Source organism: Ensifer sp. 22521 (genome assembly GCF_052044795.1).
Classification (GTDB): Bacteria; Pseudomonadota; Alphaproteobacteria; order Rhizobiales; family Rhizobiaceae; genus Ensifer.
Genome location: NZ_JBQENM010000003.1, coordinates 227,031 through 241,206, shown reverse-complemented (window position 1 = coordinate 241,206; position 14,176 = coordinate 227,031). Strand labels below are relative to the sequence as shown.

The window sequence follows — 14,176 nt, the reverse complement described above, 5'->3', positions numbered from 1 at the left end:
TCGTCTCAGTGTGTCGCTGCCAGGAACTTCTGGAGTTCCGGGTCCTTCGGCGCGCCGAAGAGCGCCTCGGGTGCTGCGATTTCCGCCATCACGCCCTTGTGGAAGAAAGCGACGCGGTCGGAGACTTCGCGGGCGAACTTCATTTCATGGGTGACGCAGATCATCGTCATGCCTTCGGACGCAAGCATGCGCAGCGTGTCGAGCACCTCGCCGACGAGCTGCGGGTCGAGTGCCGAGGTCACTTCGTCAAACAGCATGTATTCCGGCGACATGGCAAGCGCCCGGGCGATCGCCATGCGCTGCTGCTGGCCGCCCGACATGCGGGTCGGGTAGACGCCAAGCTTTTCGCCGAGGCCGACATGGGTGAGTTGCTTGACGGCGATTTCCTCGGCTTTCTCCTTCGAAAGACCGAGCACCTTGCGCGGTGCCAGCATGACGTTTTCGAGCACGGTCAGGTGCGGGAAGGCGTTCCACTGCTGGAACACGATGCCGACCTTGGCCCGGAGCTTGTTGAGGTCGGTGGACTTTGCGTGGACCTCGGTGCCGTCGACCAGGATGCGGCCGGCATCGATCGGCTCGAGGCCGTTGATGCAGGTGAGAAGGGTCGACTTGCCCGAGCCGGAGCCGCCGATGACGGTGACGACTTCACCCTTGTTGACGGTGAGGTCGATGCCTTTGAGAACCTCCAGCGAGCCGAAGGATTTGCGGACGTTTTGGATCTCAATCATTGGACCACCGTTTTTCAAGGTAACCGCCGAGCCGGGCGATTGGGAAGCTGATGAGGAAGTAGATGGCGCCGCAGATCAGAAGGATCAGCAGCGGCTCCTGCAGACGGGTGACGAGCACCTGCGAGGCGCGTAGCAGCTCGATCAGGCCAAGCCAGAGAACGAGTGCGGAGTCCTTCATGACACCGAGCGTCAGGCCGATCCAGGACGGCAACGAAACGCGGGTCGCAAGCGGCGCCACGATGTAGCGCATGTCCTGCCACCAGGTCATGCCGAGCGAGCGGGCAGCGCGACGGGTCGTCGGCGGTACGGAGGAGATGCCGCCGCGCACGATCTCGGTGCAGTAGGCGGCCGTGTAGAGCGACAGCACCACGCAGGACGTCGTGAACGGCGCCCAGCCTAACTTAGCAATTGCCTGGAAGGCATTGGCAAGCACCAGCTGGATCAGGAGCGGCACCGAGCGGAAGATGTCGAGCACGAAGGTGAGCGGTGCGGCCCAGTAGGGGCCGACCTGGTTGCGCACGACGCCGAAGATGATGCCGAGCACGGTGCCGGCGGTGACCGAGACGGCGGTGACCGCAAGCGTCATCAGGGCGCCCTGCAGCAGGAAGCCGAGATCAGCGAGGGTGAGGGCGGTATTGAACATCTCTCACCTCTCCTTAATAGCGGAACATGCGCGCGGCGAGCAGACGGGCTGCCAGCGTCACGGCCTTGGCGATCAGGTAGTAGATCACTGCGGCGATCGCGAAGAATTCGAAGGTGCGGAACGAGCGGGCGTTCAGTTCCTGGGTGATGCCGGCAAGGTCGGTGTTCATGCCGACGGTAACTCCGAGCGAGGTCATCAGGATTGCCCAGACCATCTGGTTGGTAACGGGCAGGAAGGCGATGCGCAGCATCTGCGGCAGCACGATATAGCGGAAGGCCTGCACTGGCGTCATGCCGAGCGAGCGGCCGGCGCGCGTCTGGGTGTCGGGAATGGCCTTGAGCGCGCCGCGGAAATTCTCTGCGAGATAGCCGGCATTGTTGAAGGCGATCCCGGCGAGCAGCGCCGTATAGGGGCTCAGGTGGATGCCGAAATTGCCAAGGCCGAAATGCGCCATGTAGATTTGGAACAGTGCCGGCGTGTTGCGGGCGATTTCGACCCAGGCGGTCGCAAAACCGCCGAGAATGCGATTGCCGGACAGGCGGCAGGCCGTCAGCGCCAGCGCCAGTGCCAGGCCGATGACCATCGAGAGCAGAGCCACCTGCAAGGTGACCAGCGCTCCATCGAGCATCTGCGGCAGGGCTTTCAGCGCCTGGTTCCAATGGAAGGTATAACTGAACATGTTTCGTCTCGCCTCTTCGGAAACGAATAGCGGCGCGAAGCTACACTCCGCGCCGCCAGATGGACGGCCAGATTAGCGGTAAACGCCCTTTGCCGTAAGGTCCGGAAGCTCGCCGCCGACCCACTTTTCGTAGAGTTCTGCGTAGCGGCCGGTGCGGACCTGCTGGTTGATGAAGAGGTTGAGGAAGTTGACGAAGCCGTATTCTTCGCGGTTGGTGAAGAGCGCGACGTAGTCGGTGTCGAACGGCGCCTTGCCGACAACGGCGATGCCCGGGAACTTGCCGGTCTTCACGTTGGCCTGCGCAACAGTCGAGGTCGAAACCGTGGCGTCGATCTGGCCCTGGCTGAGAGCGAGGAAGACGTCGGCCTGGGTCTGGTACGGACGGAACTCGCCAGCACCCCATTCCTTGACCTGTTTTTCGAGCGCGATGGCTTCGAAGGTACCGGCGGTGGCGCCGACGACCTTGCCCTTCATGTCTTCGAAGGACTTGACGCCCGACTTTTCATTGGCGGTCACGGCCATTTCGAAGGCGAAGTAGGGGATCGTCATGCCGACGGTTTTGGCGCGCTCAAGCGTGTCCGAGGTCGAGGCAACGCCGACGTCGACACGGCCCGACATCAGAGCGGGAATGCGCTCCGGGAACGGGGTCTCGACGATTTCGGCGGTGACGCCGAGGGCCTTGGCGAGGTCGTTGCAGTAGTCGACGTCAAAGCCGATCGGATTGTTGTTCTCGTCGCGAGAACCCATCGGCGGGAAGTCGAGCACGACCGCGCAACGCAGCGTTCCCGAGCCGATGACGTCATCCAGCTTGTCGGCATGGGCCTGGCTGGTCAGAGCAGCGGCCGCAACGAGGCCGAGCGCAAGCACCGAAGTCTTCATTATCTCTCTCCCTGAAATGAGTGCCGTTTGACGGCTGGGGCACTATTCCGTTTTAGAGAGCGTAAATCAATAGAAAAATACAATTAGTATACAAAAAGTATATCATGATAACGCAGAACGCGCGCAGACATCCCATTTGTTTCGCCAAATAGGATGTCTGCGCAGCGATCTGTCGTGTCTCATACGTGAGAGCGCACTGCGAGCGGCAAGCCGCCCGCACTTTTCCTCTTCCGTTTTAGCCCTGGAAATCCTCGGGCAGCAGGGCTTCCGGCATGTTCTGGTAGGCGACCGGCCGCAGGAAGCGGCGGATCGACAGGGTGCCGACGCTGGTCGCGCCGAAGTTCGTCGAGGCCGGGTAGGGGCCGCCATGGACCATGGAATCAACCACCTCGACGCCGGTCGGGAAGCCGTTGACGAGCACGCGGCCGGCCTTGCGCTCGAGGATCGGGCGCAGACGACGGGCGGTTTCGAGGTCGGCCGTATCCATGTGGATCGTCGTGGTCAGTTGCCCCTGGAATCCACGGGCGAGCTGTTCCATCTCGCCGGTCGAACCGACGCGGACGACGAGGCCGAGCGGACCGAAGACCTCTTCGCCGAGCGCATGGTCGGCGAGGAACTGGTCGCCGGTCGTCTCGAACAGGTTCGGCGAGACCGAGCGGCCGGGGGATTCGGTGGTGAGCAGCGGCTTCACGGCGTTGCGGCTTTCAAAGCGCGCCTGCCCAACGTGATAGGCCTTGGCGATGCCGTCGGTCAGCATCGTCTGTGGTACCACCTTGCCGAGTGCTTCGACGGCGGCAGCGGTGAAGCGATCGGCGTCAGCGCCTTCAACGACCACGGCGATCCCGGGATTGGTGCAGAACTGGCCGGCGCCCATGGTCAGCGAGCCGGCCCAGCCCTGGCCGAGCGTTTCGGCGCGTGCCTTCAGCGCTTCCGGCAGCAGGAACATCGGGTTGACCGAACCGAGCTCGCCGAAGAACGGGATCGGCTCGGGGCGCGCGGCGCAAAGATTGAAGAGCGCACGGCCACCGGCGAGCGAACCGGTGAAGCCGACAGCCTTGATCAACGGATGCTGCACCAGCGCTTCACCGACCTGTCGGTTGCCGCCCTGGATGAGCGAGAATACGCCCGGATGCACACCGGTCTTGCGGATCGCGGCTTCAATAGCCTCAGCGACGATCTCACCGGTGCCGGGATGGGCCGAGTGGCCCTTGACGACCACGGGGCAACCGGCGGCAAGTGCGGCGGCCGTGTCGCCGCCGGCGGTCGAGAAAGCGAGCGGGAAGTTCGAGGCGCCGAAGACGGCGACCGGGCCGATCGGCCGCTGGATGAGGCGGATCTCCGGACGCGGCGCCGGCTGGCGCTCGGGCAGTGCGGCGTCGAAGCGGCGGTCGAGATACTCGCCCTTCTCGATGTGGTCCGCGAAAAGGCGGAGCTGGCCGGTGGTGCGGCCGCGTTCGCCCTGCAGGCGGGCTTCCGGCAGGCCCGTTTCCTGGCTGCCGATCTCGGTGATCGCCTCGGCGCGCGCCTCGATCTCGTCGGCGATGGCGCGGAGGAACGCGGCGCGCTCGGCGCGGGTCGAATAACCGTAGCTCAGGAACGCTTCTTCCGCCGCTTCAGCCGCACGGTTGACCAGCTCCACGGTGCCGGTAGCAAACTGATGGACCGGACCATGGGCGGGTGCGGATGCGAAGGTGCCCGCGCCGTCGAGCCATTCGCCGGCGACAAGGTGTTTTCCTTTGGGGGTGAAGGCCATCTGGCGATCCTTTCTCTCGATCCCGGATTGCCTTTTGTGGCAGAGGGGATCATGGCTGAATTGCACTTGTCGGATCTTTGTATACTATATGTATGCATAACATCAATCGCCTGATGGGCTCATCCGGATCAGGCGCAGCAATTGAGAGGGAGAGAGATGAGCGAAACCAACACCCTGACGATCGCAGCACTTTTCGAGCGCGTCGAGGCGATCTTCCTGAAGGCTGGGCTAAACGGCGTTCAGGCAGGCGCACTCGCCCGCGTGATCGTCGCCGGCGAGCGTGACGCCTGTAAATCGCATGGCGTTTACCGCATTGAAGGGGCGCTGCGCACGGTCAAGGCCGGCAAGGTGAAGGCAGACGCCGTGCCCGAGCTCGACGCGCAGGAAGGCTCGGCCATCGTCAAGGTCAATGCCAAGGGCGGTTTCGCCAACCCGGCCTTCGAGCTCGGCCTGCCGGTTCTCGCCGAACGCGCCCGCTCGCTCGGTCTCGCCGCGCTCGTCATCAATGATTGCACCCATTTCTCTGCCCTTTGGCCCGAGGTCGAAGGATTGACGGGCGAGGGCCTCGCCGGCCTCGTCATGTGCCCGAGCTACGCGACGGTTGCGCCCACCGGCGGCAACAAGCCGCTGCTCGGCACCAACCCCTTCGCCTTCGGCTGGCCGCGCGAAAACAATCCGCCCTACGTCTTCGACTTCGCGACCTCGGTTGCCGCGCGCGGCGAGATCGAGCTGCACCGCCGCGCCGGAAAGCCTCTGCCCGAGGGCTGGGCGATCGATGCCGAGGGTAACCCGACGACGGATCCGGAAGCCGCCCTTGCCGGCGCCATGCTGCCTTTCGGCGGCCATAAGGGCTCCGCGATCGGCACGATGGTCGAGCTTCTCGCTGGCATCATGATCGGCGACCTGACGAGCCCGGAAGTGCTCGACTACCTCGGCACTACCACGCTTGCGCCCTTCCATGGCGAACTGATCGTCGCCTTCTCGCCGGAGAAGTTCGCGGCCGGAAGGCCCGGCAATCCGTTTGCCCGCGCCGAAGTGCTTTTCGAGGCAATCGTTGGCCAGGGCGCCCGCCTGCCGTCGCAGCGCCGTTTCGCGGCGCGCGCCAAGTCGGAGGCCGAAGGCGTCGTCCTCAATCAGGCCGAGACGGAACAGCTTGACCGGCTGCTCGCCCTTGGTTTGGATGCCGTCGCGTAAGCGACGGCTAACCTTATGGCGGCTTCTTCGGCTCACAACCGGAGCATATAAAACGGAAAGGCCCCCCGGGGCCTTTTTGCTGTACTGAAAGTGCTTGATTGACGAGAGGGCCGCCCCATCCTCGCCCCTGTGGCGGGGATCCAGCGACCCGACGTCCGTCGGGTCAAAAGACCTTTCAGCCCAAGGACTTGGGCTGGCTGGATTCTTGTGACAAGCACAGGAATGAGGGAAACCTTGGCCGGTGCCTGCGATCCCGAGGTACCCTGCAATGTTGAATAGGGTCGACGAAAAAGGCCCTCCAAGCGGAGGGCCTCTTCTATTTGCGGCCGATATTTGTGATCAGGCCTTGCACTTCTGGACGGCGCCCGGGAGCTTGCTCCATTCGGCGTACCAGCTGTTGAACAGCTTGAACTGGGCTTCGACGTAGCCGCGCTGGCTGTCCGAAAGCACGTCGCTTTCGTTGAAGTGCAGCGTGTATTCCTTGTCGCCCTTCAGCACCATCATGTGCTTGAAGTAGAGAACGAGGTCCGGGCCTTCGTCGAAGGAGGAGAGCACGGCGAGCGCCTGTTCCAGTTCCAGTGCGCGCTGGCGGGCGTCGACGTCGCCTTCGGCGGCGGCACGCGACAGGTTGCACATGTGGATGACTTCCTTCGGCAGCACGCAGCCGATGCCGGTGATGGCGCCGGTCGCGCCGCAGTTGACGAAGCCGTGGAACACGGCCGTGTCGACGCCGATCATCAGCGAGACGCCATCGTCACGGCTGGTGATGTTTTCGGCCGCATAACGCATGTCGGCTGCGCCGCCGAATTCCTTGAACCCGACGAGGTTCGGATGTTCGGCGCGCAACGCGAAGAACAGGTCGGCGCGGGTGGCAAAGCCGTAATAGGGGCTGTTGTAGATAACGGCCGGCAGGCTCGGGGCGGCCGAAAGAATGGCCTTGAAGTGGTTCTTCTGGGCGGCGACGACCGAACCACGCGACAGCACGCGCGGGATGACCATCAGGCCCTGGGCGCCAACCTTCTCGGCGTGCGCCGCATGGGCGACGGCTGACGCGGTGTTGACGGCGCCGGTGCCGACGATAACCGGAATGCCGGCCTTGACCAGGCGCTCGACGCCTTCCATGCGCTGCGCATCGGTCAAGAGCGGCCAGTCACCCATCGAGCCGCAATAGACGACGGCCGACATGCCCTGAGCGACCAGCTCCTGGCCCTTGCGCACCAGCGCGTCGAAATCGGGGGTGCGGTCTTCCTTGCAGGGGGTCATCAGCGCCGGGATGACGCCGGTGAAAATCTGAGCCTTCATCTGAAACTCCTCTCGGCTTTGTCTTCGAGGCAACGGCGCACGCGCGCCCTTGCCTTTGATCTAGACAATAGCCGTTTGTATTTTATTTGTCGACAAGAAAAATACAAAGAGTGCTACAAGGCGATGTCGAGCTTGTTGTTGCGGGCAAAAAGCTTCTGCACCTGCTCGACGATCTGCTCGGCATGCGCCTTGCCAAGATGGTCCGCCGTCTCGATGTCGCGCGCTGCGATTGCAGCGATGATCGCCGCGTGCTCGTCGACGAAGCGCTGCGGGAACTGCTCCTCGTAGGACTGGTAGTAGAGACGCAGGATGCGCCGTCCCTCGTCGAGCAGCCGGCGGAACAGGCTGGTGAAATAGGGATTGCGGCCGGCCTCGGCGATCGCCGCATGGAAAGCGGCATTGGTGGCGATCATCGTCAGCGCGTCGCGCGCCTGGACGGCAGCCGCATAGTCCTCGTGGAAGCCGCGAATGACCGGCAGGTCTTCCGGGCGGTGGTTCTGCGCCGCAAGCCGCGTCGTGACGCGGTACATCAAGACAAGCGCGTCGAAGAACGGGTTCAAGTTGAGGAAGTCGATGTTCGCTACCATCGTCGAGCGGTTGGGCAGCGTGTCGATCAGCCCTTCACCGGCAAGCCGGACCAGCGCCTCGCGGATCGGCGTGCGCGACATCTTCAGTCGCTCGGCAAGCTGCACTTCGTCGATCGGGCTGCCCGGCGGCAGCACCAGGTCGAGGATCTCGTCGCGCAGGAGGTCATAGACCATCTTCACGCCGGAACCGCGCTTGCGTTCGGGGATGGGGCTGTTGTCGGTGTCGATATCGGTCATCTCGGATTCCTTTGTCGACAAAAGAAATACTTGTCTCTGCCGTCGGGATCAACAGATTCCGTGGCAACGATTGTGCGAGGCTGACATTTCGAATGCATGCAGCTGTTGCATTTGCCTTCTGTGCGGTAGGGCGCGAACAAGGGAGGATCACAAACGCGCGGGTCTTGCGCTCGAGCTTGCGCACGCAAAACGACCCATGCATTTCCCACATGGGAGCGCTGACTTTTGAGCGCTGCAACTTACCAAGGGCCTGAGTTATAAGGTGTTCATCGAAGCGAAACGAGGCGCCACGGACTGGCTGCCAGGCTTCGAAAGCCCATTGAAAGGGGGATCAAATGAACATCGCACGCTCCATCAACAACTGGCGCAAGTATCGTCAGACGGTCACCGAGCTGGGCCGCATGTCGAACCGGGAACTCCGTGACCTCGGCATCGAACGCGCCGACATCGACCGCGTCGCACGCACGGCCTTCGCCCGCTAAGGCGACCTACCAAGACTGTTAGATTGCCCAAGCGCCTGCATCTCCTGCGGGCGCTTTTGCTTTGTGGCGCACCGTTGTGAATGACCGGCGGCCGCTCACTCCAATCCTCGCGCAGTTTCGCGATTTCAATGCTGACAGAATCTGGCAGGGGTCGCGCGTAGAGTGTCCCCATGATCAGAGATCGAGGGATGACCGATGTCGGCGCAGGATGTGTTTCAAGTGGGTGCAGAAAGCCGGCCGGGCGAGCGCAAGTTCTGGATCGGCACGGTTTCCGGTGATGATATGCATCATGCGTCGGAAGGCGGCTTCTCGCGCTTCGGCTACGGCAACGTGCAGCCGTTGACGCGCATGAAGGCGGGCGATGGTTTTATCGGTTATTCACCCAACGCCGCCTTCAGCGGCAGAGCGGGGCTCGCTTGTTTTACGGCCATCGGTGTGGTCAAGGAGCGTCCGCCCTACTTCTTTGCGATGGGCGGAGTCGCGCGGCATCGCGGCGATATCGATTGGGCCGACAGTATGGAGGCTCCCGTCCGTCCGTGGCTCGATAGCCTGGAATTTGCCGAGGGCAATCGAAATTGGGATCAGAAACTTCGTTTCGGTCATCTCGCCATCAGCGAACATGATTTCCGCGTGATCGCGCGCGCCATGCATGCCGATCTTGGTGGCGTTTTCCTGGGGGTGGCCGAATACCGCCGGCAAGCCTGGGCGTGATTGCAGCCCGCGGGTCGAAAACTTGACCCGCGGGCGATATTTTCGCGCGCGGCGAAGGATGTTAGTTCTCCGGGAGATAACGCGTTTCGGGCTATCCACGAGAGACAAGATCGAATGGGCGGAATGGGACTTGCGGATACGGAGGTTCATATCCGTCGCTTGCAGCGCGGGTTTTCCCCGCCGGTCATTCCGGAGGTGTTCTCCGGCGATACGCGCTTGGTCGGCCGTTGGCGCAACGAGCCCTTCGAGTACCACCTGCCACCACTGAAGGATCATATTCTCGCGGCGAAGTATGCAGGCGACGGGACTGCTTCGTTGAAGGTTGGTCGTCAGACGATCACCGCGCCGGCGCTAGCCGGCACCATCACTTTTGCGCCCAGGGGGCACGAAGGACTTTGGCGCGCGGATGGTGCCGTCGAAGTGTCGAATATCTTTCTGGGGCACCAGCGCCTGCTTGCCTGCGCGGATCAGGTTGCGAATGGTCGTGAGCCCGAGCTTCTCGACCGCGTGAATTTCAGCGATCCCAAACTGTTTACGATCATGTCCTTGATCAACGACGAGATCAGTATCGGTGACGCGGTATCGCACCTGTTCATCGAGCAGCTTCTCGATCTTGTCTGTCTCCAGCTTCTGCGCGGGCACGCCGCAATGTCCGTGCCCCTCGCCCCCGGACCACGGCGTGGCCTTTCGGCCTGGCAGATCAAGCGTGTCACCACCTACATGCGTGACAATCTCACCAAGGATGTTCGGCTTCAGGAGCTGGCGGATCTCGTGAATCTCAGCCGCTTTCATTTTTGTACCGCTTTTCGTGTGGCAACCGGGCACACGCCCTATGTCTGGCTGACACGGCAGCGCATCGCCCACGCCAAGGCGCTGCTTGCGGACCGGACGCTGCGCATCACCGATATCGCTCTTGTCGTCGGCTATGAAACGCAATCGGCCTTCGCTTCGAGCTTTCGCAAAGTGACAGGCCTCACCCCGAGCGAGTTTCGCCGTCGGCTTTGACCTCGGCTGCGACCGGGCCGGCGCTCCCGTGCACCGGCGTCCTCGACCGCCGCAACTTTCAAGCAGGATCGAAAGATCGCAACAGTAACGCCGTCGTTCGACGCCTATCTTCTGCACGGTTTGTTGAGGCAGGAGAGTGTTTTCCGACATGGTCGAAAATAGATCAGAATCCTATGTGCAAGGTCCGGTGCTGTCGCGCCGGGAAGCGCTTCTGGCAGGTGCCGGAACCGTGGCGCTGGCAGCGCTGCCGTCTCAGTCGGCGGCAGCGACAGGTTCTCCGGCGAAGGAGGTAAGCCCCATGACCCTGACCATGACCGTGAACGGCGAACTGCATGTTCTGACCATCGACCCAAGGCAATCAATCCTGGACGTCCTGCGCGAGACGCTCGATCTCACCGGCACCAAGAAAGGGTGCAACCAGGGCGCCTGCGGCGCCTGCACGATGCTTGTCGACGGCAAGCGCATCGTCTCCTGTCTCACACTGGCATGCATGCATGACGGCGCCCGGATCGAAACGATCGAAGGGCTCGAGAAAGATGGCGTGCTGCATCCGCTCCAGGAAGCCTTCGTGGCGCATGAGGGCCTACAGTGCGGCTTCTGCACGCCGGGGCAGATCATGTCGGGTGTCGGCTGTATCGCTGAAGGACATGCGGGCTCGACCGACGAGATCCGCTTCTGGATGAGCGGCAACATCTGTCGTTGCGGCGCCTATCCCGGCATCGTCGCGGCTGTTGCCGACGCGGCGGGGAGGGGCTGACCATGCTTCCTTTCACGATGGAAAAACCTGAGAGTGCCGAAGCGGCGATTGCGGCGGCCGCCGGCGGCGCGCGCTATATTGCCGGCGGCACCACGCTCATCGACCTGATGCGCGAAGAGGTCGAGCGCCCGGAATGGCTCGTCGACATCAACGCGCTACCGCTTGGCGGTATCCGCGTCGAAGGCGACGACCTCGTCATCGGCGCGCTGGCTCGCATGTCCGAAGTCGCGGCCGATCGCAACGTCCAACGGCTGCAGCCATTGATCGCTGAAAGCTTGATTGAGGGCGCCTCGCCGCAACTGCGCAACATGGCGTCGATGGGCGGCAACATGCTGCAACGGGTGCGCTGTCCCTATTTCCGCATGCTGGACGCCGGCTGCAACAAGCGCACGCCCGGCTCCGGCTGCGCCGCCATCGACGGATTGAACGCCGGTCACGCGATCCTCGGCACCAGCGAGCACTGCGTTGCGACGCATCCCTCTGACGTCGCCGTTGCTCTGGTGGCGCTCGATGCGACGATGCGAGTGCGAGGACCTGAGGGCGAACGCAACTTTCCGATCGAAGAACTCTTCCGGCTACCCGGAGATACGCCGCATCTCGAGCACACGCTGCTGCCCGGTGAGTTGATCGTCGAACTGCGTGTGCCCGGAGGGCCGTACAGTCGCCGTGCGCGCTATCTCAAGGTTCGTGACCGCGCCTCCTATGAATTTGCCCTCGTTTCGGCTGCCGCTGCACTTTCGGTCGAAGACGGGGTGATCCGCGAGGCTCGCCTTGCCGTCGGCGGCGTCGGGACGAGACCCTGGCGCCTGCGCGATTGCGAGGCCGCATTGATCGGCAAGCGGCCGGAACGGCAGGCATTCGAGGCGGCGGCACAGCTGGCAACACAGGGCGCGCGGCCGTTGCAGCACAATCACTTCAAGGTCGAACTCTTGCCGCGGACGATCGTCCGGGCACTCGAAATGGCAGGAGAAGTCGCATGAGCGTCAACACCATCGGAAAACCAATGACCCGTGTCGACGGCCGGGCCAAGGTTACGGGTCGGGCGCGCTATGCCGCCGATTTCAACCAGCCGGGTCAACTCTACGCGGTGATCGTCAGTTCAACTATCGGCCTTGGCCGCGTCACGGGATTTCAGACTGCCGAGGTCGAGCGCATGCCCGGCGTCGTCGCCGTCATCACGCACCGCAACGCCGAGAAGCTGCCCTATCTCCCGCACAAGGCCGGCATCGACCCCGCCACCGGCGAGCGGCTGCACGTGTTGCAGGACGATACCGTGCGCTTTTATGGCCAGCCGGTTGCGCTCGCCGTTGCCGACACGCTCGATCACGCCGAGCGCGCCGCCGCAGCACTCCGCGTGACCTATGAGGCGCGGTCGCCGCTCGTCGATCCGACGGATCCGAAGGCGGAGAGCATTGTCCCCGATACACGCGGGCGCGTGTCTCCCGACCGGGCGCGCGGCGACGCCGACAAAGCGGTGGCAGGAGCCCCTGTCACGCTCGACGCCACCTATGAAATGGCGCGGGAAAACCACAATCCGATGGAGCCGCACGCAACCATCGCCGCCTGGAGCGGCGACCGGCTGACGCTGTGGAGCAAGAGCCAATATCTCGTCAACGAGCAGGCGGAGATCGCCGCAGTCTTCGGCATGCCGGTCGAAAACATCGAGGTGATCTGTCCCTTTATCGGCGGTGCCTTTGGAACGAGCCTCAGGACATGGCCGCATGTGACGCTGGCGGCGCTGGCCGCGCGCCATGTCGGCAGGCCGGTGAAGCTGGTGCTCACCCGCAAGCAGATGTTCTTCACCACCGGCCACCGGCCGCGCACGCTTCAGCGCGTGGCGCTCGGCGCCACCAACGACGGCAAGCTCACCGGCGTCGTTCACGAAGGCACGGGGGAAACGAGCCGTTATGAACAGTTCATGGAAGCGCTGACGGCGGTCACGGATTACCTCTATTCCTGCCCGAACGTGCGCACCCAGTACCGGTTGACCGAACTCGACACCGGCACACCCAATCACATGCGCGGGCCGGGAGAGGCGAGCGGCATCTTCGCGCTCGAAAGCGCGATGGACGAGCTGTCCTACAAGCTCGGCATCGACCCGATCGAGCTTCGGCGCCGCAACGAGCCCGAGAAGGACGAAGCGGAAAACAAACCGTTCTCGAGCCGCTCGCTGATGCAATGTTACGCGCTCGGTGCCGAGCGTTTCGGCTGGGCCCGGCGCACGCCCGAACCGCGCTCGATGCGTGACGGGCGGCTGCTGATCGGCATGGGCGCGGCCACCGCCACCTACCCGGCGTTCCACGCGGCGGCGAACGCCCGGGTGCGGCTGCTTGCCGACGGCACGGTCGAGGTCGAGGCGGCGGCCAGCGACATGGGGCCGGGGACCTATACGTCCATGACCCAGGTTGCTGCCGAGACGCTTGGGCTGCCACCGGAACGCATCCGCTTCCGGCTCGGCCGGTCAAGCTACCCCCCGACCCCATCGCATGGCGGTTCCTGGACCATGGCTTCGGTCGGATCGGCCATTCAGGCGGCTTGCGTCGAGGCGCAGGCGCAGGTCGCGCGTCTCGCGGCGGCCGATGCCGCGTCGCCGCTCTACAATGTCGTGGCCGGGGAGCTCGAGTGGAGCGAAGGGCGGCTGCGGCGCCGCGGCGAAACGACGAGCATCAGCTATCGCGAGATCGTCGCCAAAGCCGGCGCGCCGATCGAGGTGGATGGCTTTGCCCAACGCAATCCCGAGGTTGCCGAACGCTATTCGATGCATTCCTTCGGTGCCGTCTTTGCCGAGGTCGCTGTCGATCCGGATGTCGGCACCATCCGGGTGCGCCGCATCGTCGGCGCCTATGGCATCGGTCGGGTCGTCAATCCGTTGCTCGCCCGTAGCCAGTGCACCGGCGGCATGATCGGCGGCATGGGCATGGCCCTGATGGAACGCACGGTTCTGGATAGCCGTGATGGCCGGCCGGTCAATGCCCATATGGCCGACTACCTCATGCCGGTGAACCTCGACATCCCCGAGCTCGAGGCGCATTTCGTCGACGAGGTCGACCCGCACGTCAACGCCCTCGGCGTGAAAGGCCTCGGCGAGATCGCCCTGGTCGGAACGGCGCCAGCCATCGCCAATGCGGTGTTCCATGCGACGGGGACGCGCGTACGTTCGCTGCCGATCCACATCGAGGACGTGTTGACGGCGTAAGATTGCTTCTCTGTGCGGCGGTA

Annotated in this window: 14 protein-coding genes; 7 read left to right on the top strand and 7 right to left on the bottom strand. The window is 63.6% G+C overall.

The window, feature by feature from the left end; translation table 11 throughout:
* Window positions 1–5: 5 nt before the first annotated feature.
* From ACTJKE_RS05250 to ACTJKE_RS05230, 5 genes are all read right to left on the bottom strand, one after another.
* Entirely contained in the window at window positions 6–728 is a 723-nt protein-coding gene (locus ACTJKE_RS05250) for an amino acid ABC transporter ATP-binding protein (RefSeq protein WP_058329696.1), read from the bottom strand.
* The gene (locus ACTJKE_RS05245) at window positions 721–1,371 is read right to left on the bottom strand and encodes an amino acid ABC transporter permease (protein WP_034798414.1); all 651 of its coding nucleotides are present in this window, start codon (window positions 1,369–1,371) and stop codon (window positions 721–723) included. Before ACTJKE_RS05245 ends, ACTJKE_RS05250 begins: the two co-directional genes overlap by 8 nt.
* Before the next feature lie 13 nt (window positions 1,372–1,384).
* Window positions 1,385–2,050, bottom strand: coding sequence for an amino acid ABC transporter permease (locus ACTJKE_RS05240; RefSeq protein WP_057251921.1), 666 nt, complete (start codon window positions 2,048–2,050; stop codon window positions 1,385–1,387).
* A gap of 72 nt (window positions 2,051–2,122) precedes the next feature.
* On the bottom strand, window positions 2,123–2,929 hold the full coding sequence (locus tag ACTJKE_RS05235; RefSeq protein ID WP_057251920.1) for an ABC transporter substrate-binding protein: 807 nt from the start codon (window positions 2,927–2,929) through the stop codon (window positions 2,123–2,125).
* A 235-nt stretch (window positions 2,930–3,164) separates the two neighbouring features.
* The gene (locus tag ACTJKE_RS05230) at window positions 3,165–4,682 is read right to left on the bottom strand and encodes an aldehyde dehydrogenase (NADP(+)) (RefSeq protein ID WP_440691337.1); all 1,518 of its coding nucleotides are present in this window, start codon (window positions 4,680–4,682) and stop codon (window positions 3,165–3,167) included.
* A 156-nt stretch (window positions 4,683–4,838) separates the two neighbouring features.
* On the opposite strand from ACTJKE_RS05230, the gene ACTJKE_RS05225 reads away from it, so the two are divergent.
* Window positions 4,839–5,876: an Ldh family oxidoreductase gene (locus tag ACTJKE_RS05225; protein WP_058329698.1), complete on the top strand. Its 1,038-nt coding sequence runs from the start codon at window positions 4,839–4,841 to the stop codon at window positions 5,874–5,876.
* 339 nt (window positions 5,877–6,215) lie between these two features.
* On the opposite strand, the gene ACTJKE_RS05220 is transcribed toward ACTJKE_RS05225, so the two are convergent.
* Window positions 6,216–7,178, bottom strand: coding sequence for a dihydrodipicolinate synthase family protein (locus ACTJKE_RS05220; RefSeq protein ID WP_058329699.1), 963 nt, complete (start codon window positions 7,176–7,178; stop codon window positions 6,216–6,218).
* A gap of 113 nt (window positions 7,179–7,291) precedes the next feature.
* On the bottom strand, window positions 7,292–8,002 hold the full coding sequence (locus tag ACTJKE_RS05215; RefSeq protein WP_058329841.1) for a GntR family transcriptional regulator: 711 nt from the start codon (window positions 8,000–8,002) through the stop codon (window positions 7,292–7,294).
* Between the two features lie 335 nt (window positions 8,003–8,337).
* Here ACTJKE_RS05215 and ACTJKE_RS05210 point away from each other — a divergent pair, with 335 nt between their 5' ends.
* The 6 genes from ACTJKE_RS05210 to ACTJKE_RS05185 all read left to right on the top strand — a co-directional run bounded on the left by ACTJKE_RS05210 (window position 8,338) and on the right by ACTJKE_RS05185 (window position 14,153).
* Complete coding sequence (locus ACTJKE_RS05210; protein ID WP_064817045.1) at window positions 8,338–8,484, top strand: DUF1127 domain-containing protein; 147 nt, start codon at window positions 8,338–8,340, stop codon at window positions 8,482–8,484.
* 195 nt (window positions 8,485–8,679) lie between these two features.
* Window positions 8,680–9,195 carry an EVE domain-containing protein gene (locus tag ACTJKE_RS05205; protein ID WP_058329700.1) on the top strand — a complete coding sequence of 172 codons (516 nt, stop codon included), beginning with the start codon at window positions 8,680–8,682 and terminating at the stop codon, window positions 9,193–9,195.
* Window positions 9,196–9,318: 123 nt separating this feature from the next.
* Window positions 9,319–10,200, top strand: coding sequence for a helix-turn-helix transcriptional regulator (locus ACTJKE_RS05200; RefSeq protein WP_440691335.1), 882 nt, complete (start codon window positions 9,319–9,321; stop codon window positions 10,198–10,200).
* 148 nt (window positions 10,201–10,348) lie between these two features.
* The gene (locus tag ACTJKE_RS05195) at window positions 10,349–10,957 is read left to right on the top strand and encodes a 2Fe-2S iron-sulfur cluster-binding protein (protein ID WP_113511429.1); all 609 of its coding nucleotides are present in this window, start codon (window positions 10,349–10,351) and stop codon (window positions 10,955–10,957) included.
* Between the two features lie 2 nt (window positions 10,958–10,959).
* Window positions 10,960–11,937 (top strand): FAD binding domain-containing protein, encoded by a 978-nt coding sequence (locus ACTJKE_RS05190; RefSeq protein WP_058329703.1) that lies wholly within the window; start codon window positions 10,960–10,962, stop codon window positions 11,935–11,937.
* Window positions 11,934–14,153 carry a xanthine dehydrogenase family protein molybdopterin-binding subunit gene (locus ACTJKE_RS05185; RefSeq protein ID WP_440691333.1) on the top strand — a complete coding sequence of 740 codons (2,220 nt, stop codon included), beginning with the start codon at window positions 11,934–11,936 and terminating at the stop codon, window positions 14,151–14,153. Before ACTJKE_RS05190 ends, ACTJKE_RS05185 begins: the two co-directional genes overlap by 4 nt.
* Window positions 14,154–14,176 lie beyond the last annotated feature (23 nt).

Coding starts and splice junctions, on each gene's coding strand:
- ACTJKE_RS05250 (WP_058329696.1), bottom strand. CDS start 728: ATGATTGAGATCCAAAACGTCCGCAAATCCTTCGGCTCGCTGGAGGTT.
- ACTJKE_RS05245 (WP_034798414.1), bottom strand. CDS start 1,371: ATGTTCAATACCGCCCTCACCCTCGCTGATCTCGGCTTCCTGCTGCAG.
- ACTJKE_RS05240 (WP_057251921.1), bottom strand. CDS start 2,050: ATGTTCAGTTATACCTTCCATTGGAACCAGGCGCTGAAAGCCCTGCCG.
- ACTJKE_RS05235 (WP_057251920.1), bottom strand. CDS start 2,929: ATGAAGACTTCGGTGCTTGCGCTCGGCCTCGTTGCGGCCGCTGCTCTG.
- ACTJKE_RS05230 (WP_440691337.1), bottom strand. CDS start 4,682: ATGGCCTTCACCCCCAAAGGAAAACACCTTGTCGCCGGCGAATGGCTC.
- ACTJKE_RS05225 (WP_058329698.1), top strand. CDS start 4,839: ATGAGCGAAACCAACACCCTGACGATCGCAGCACTTTTCGAGCGCGTC.
- ACTJKE_RS05220 (WP_058329699.1), bottom strand. CDS start 7,178: ATGAAGGCTCAGATTTTCACCGGCGTCATCCCGGCGCTGATGACCCCC.
- ACTJKE_RS05215 (WP_058329841.1), bottom strand. CDS start 8,002: ATGACCGATATCGACACCGACAACAGCCCCATCCCCGAACGCAAGCGC.
- ACTJKE_RS05210 (WP_064817045.1), top strand. CDS start 8,338: ATGAACATCGCACGCTCCATCAACAACTGGCGCAAGTATCGTCAGACG.
- ACTJKE_RS05205 (WP_058329700.1), top strand. CDS start 8,680: ATGTCGGCGCAGGATGTGTTTCAAGTGGGTGCAGAAAGCCGGCCGGGC.
- ACTJKE_RS05200 (WP_440691335.1), top strand. CDS start 9,319: ATGGGACTTGCGGATACGGAGGTTCATATCCGTCGCTTGCAGCGCGGG.
- ACTJKE_RS05195 (WP_113511429.1), top strand. CDS start 10,349: ATGGTCGAAAATAGATCAGAATCCTATGTGCAAGGTCCGGTGCTGTCG.
- ACTJKE_RS05190 (WP_058329703.1), top strand. CDS start 10,960: ATGCTTCCTTTCACGATGGAAAAACCTGAGAGTGCCGAAGCGGCGATT.
- ACTJKE_RS05185 (WP_440691333.1), top strand. CDS start 11,934: ATGAGCGTCAACACCATCGGAAAACCAATGACCCGTGTCGACGGCCGG.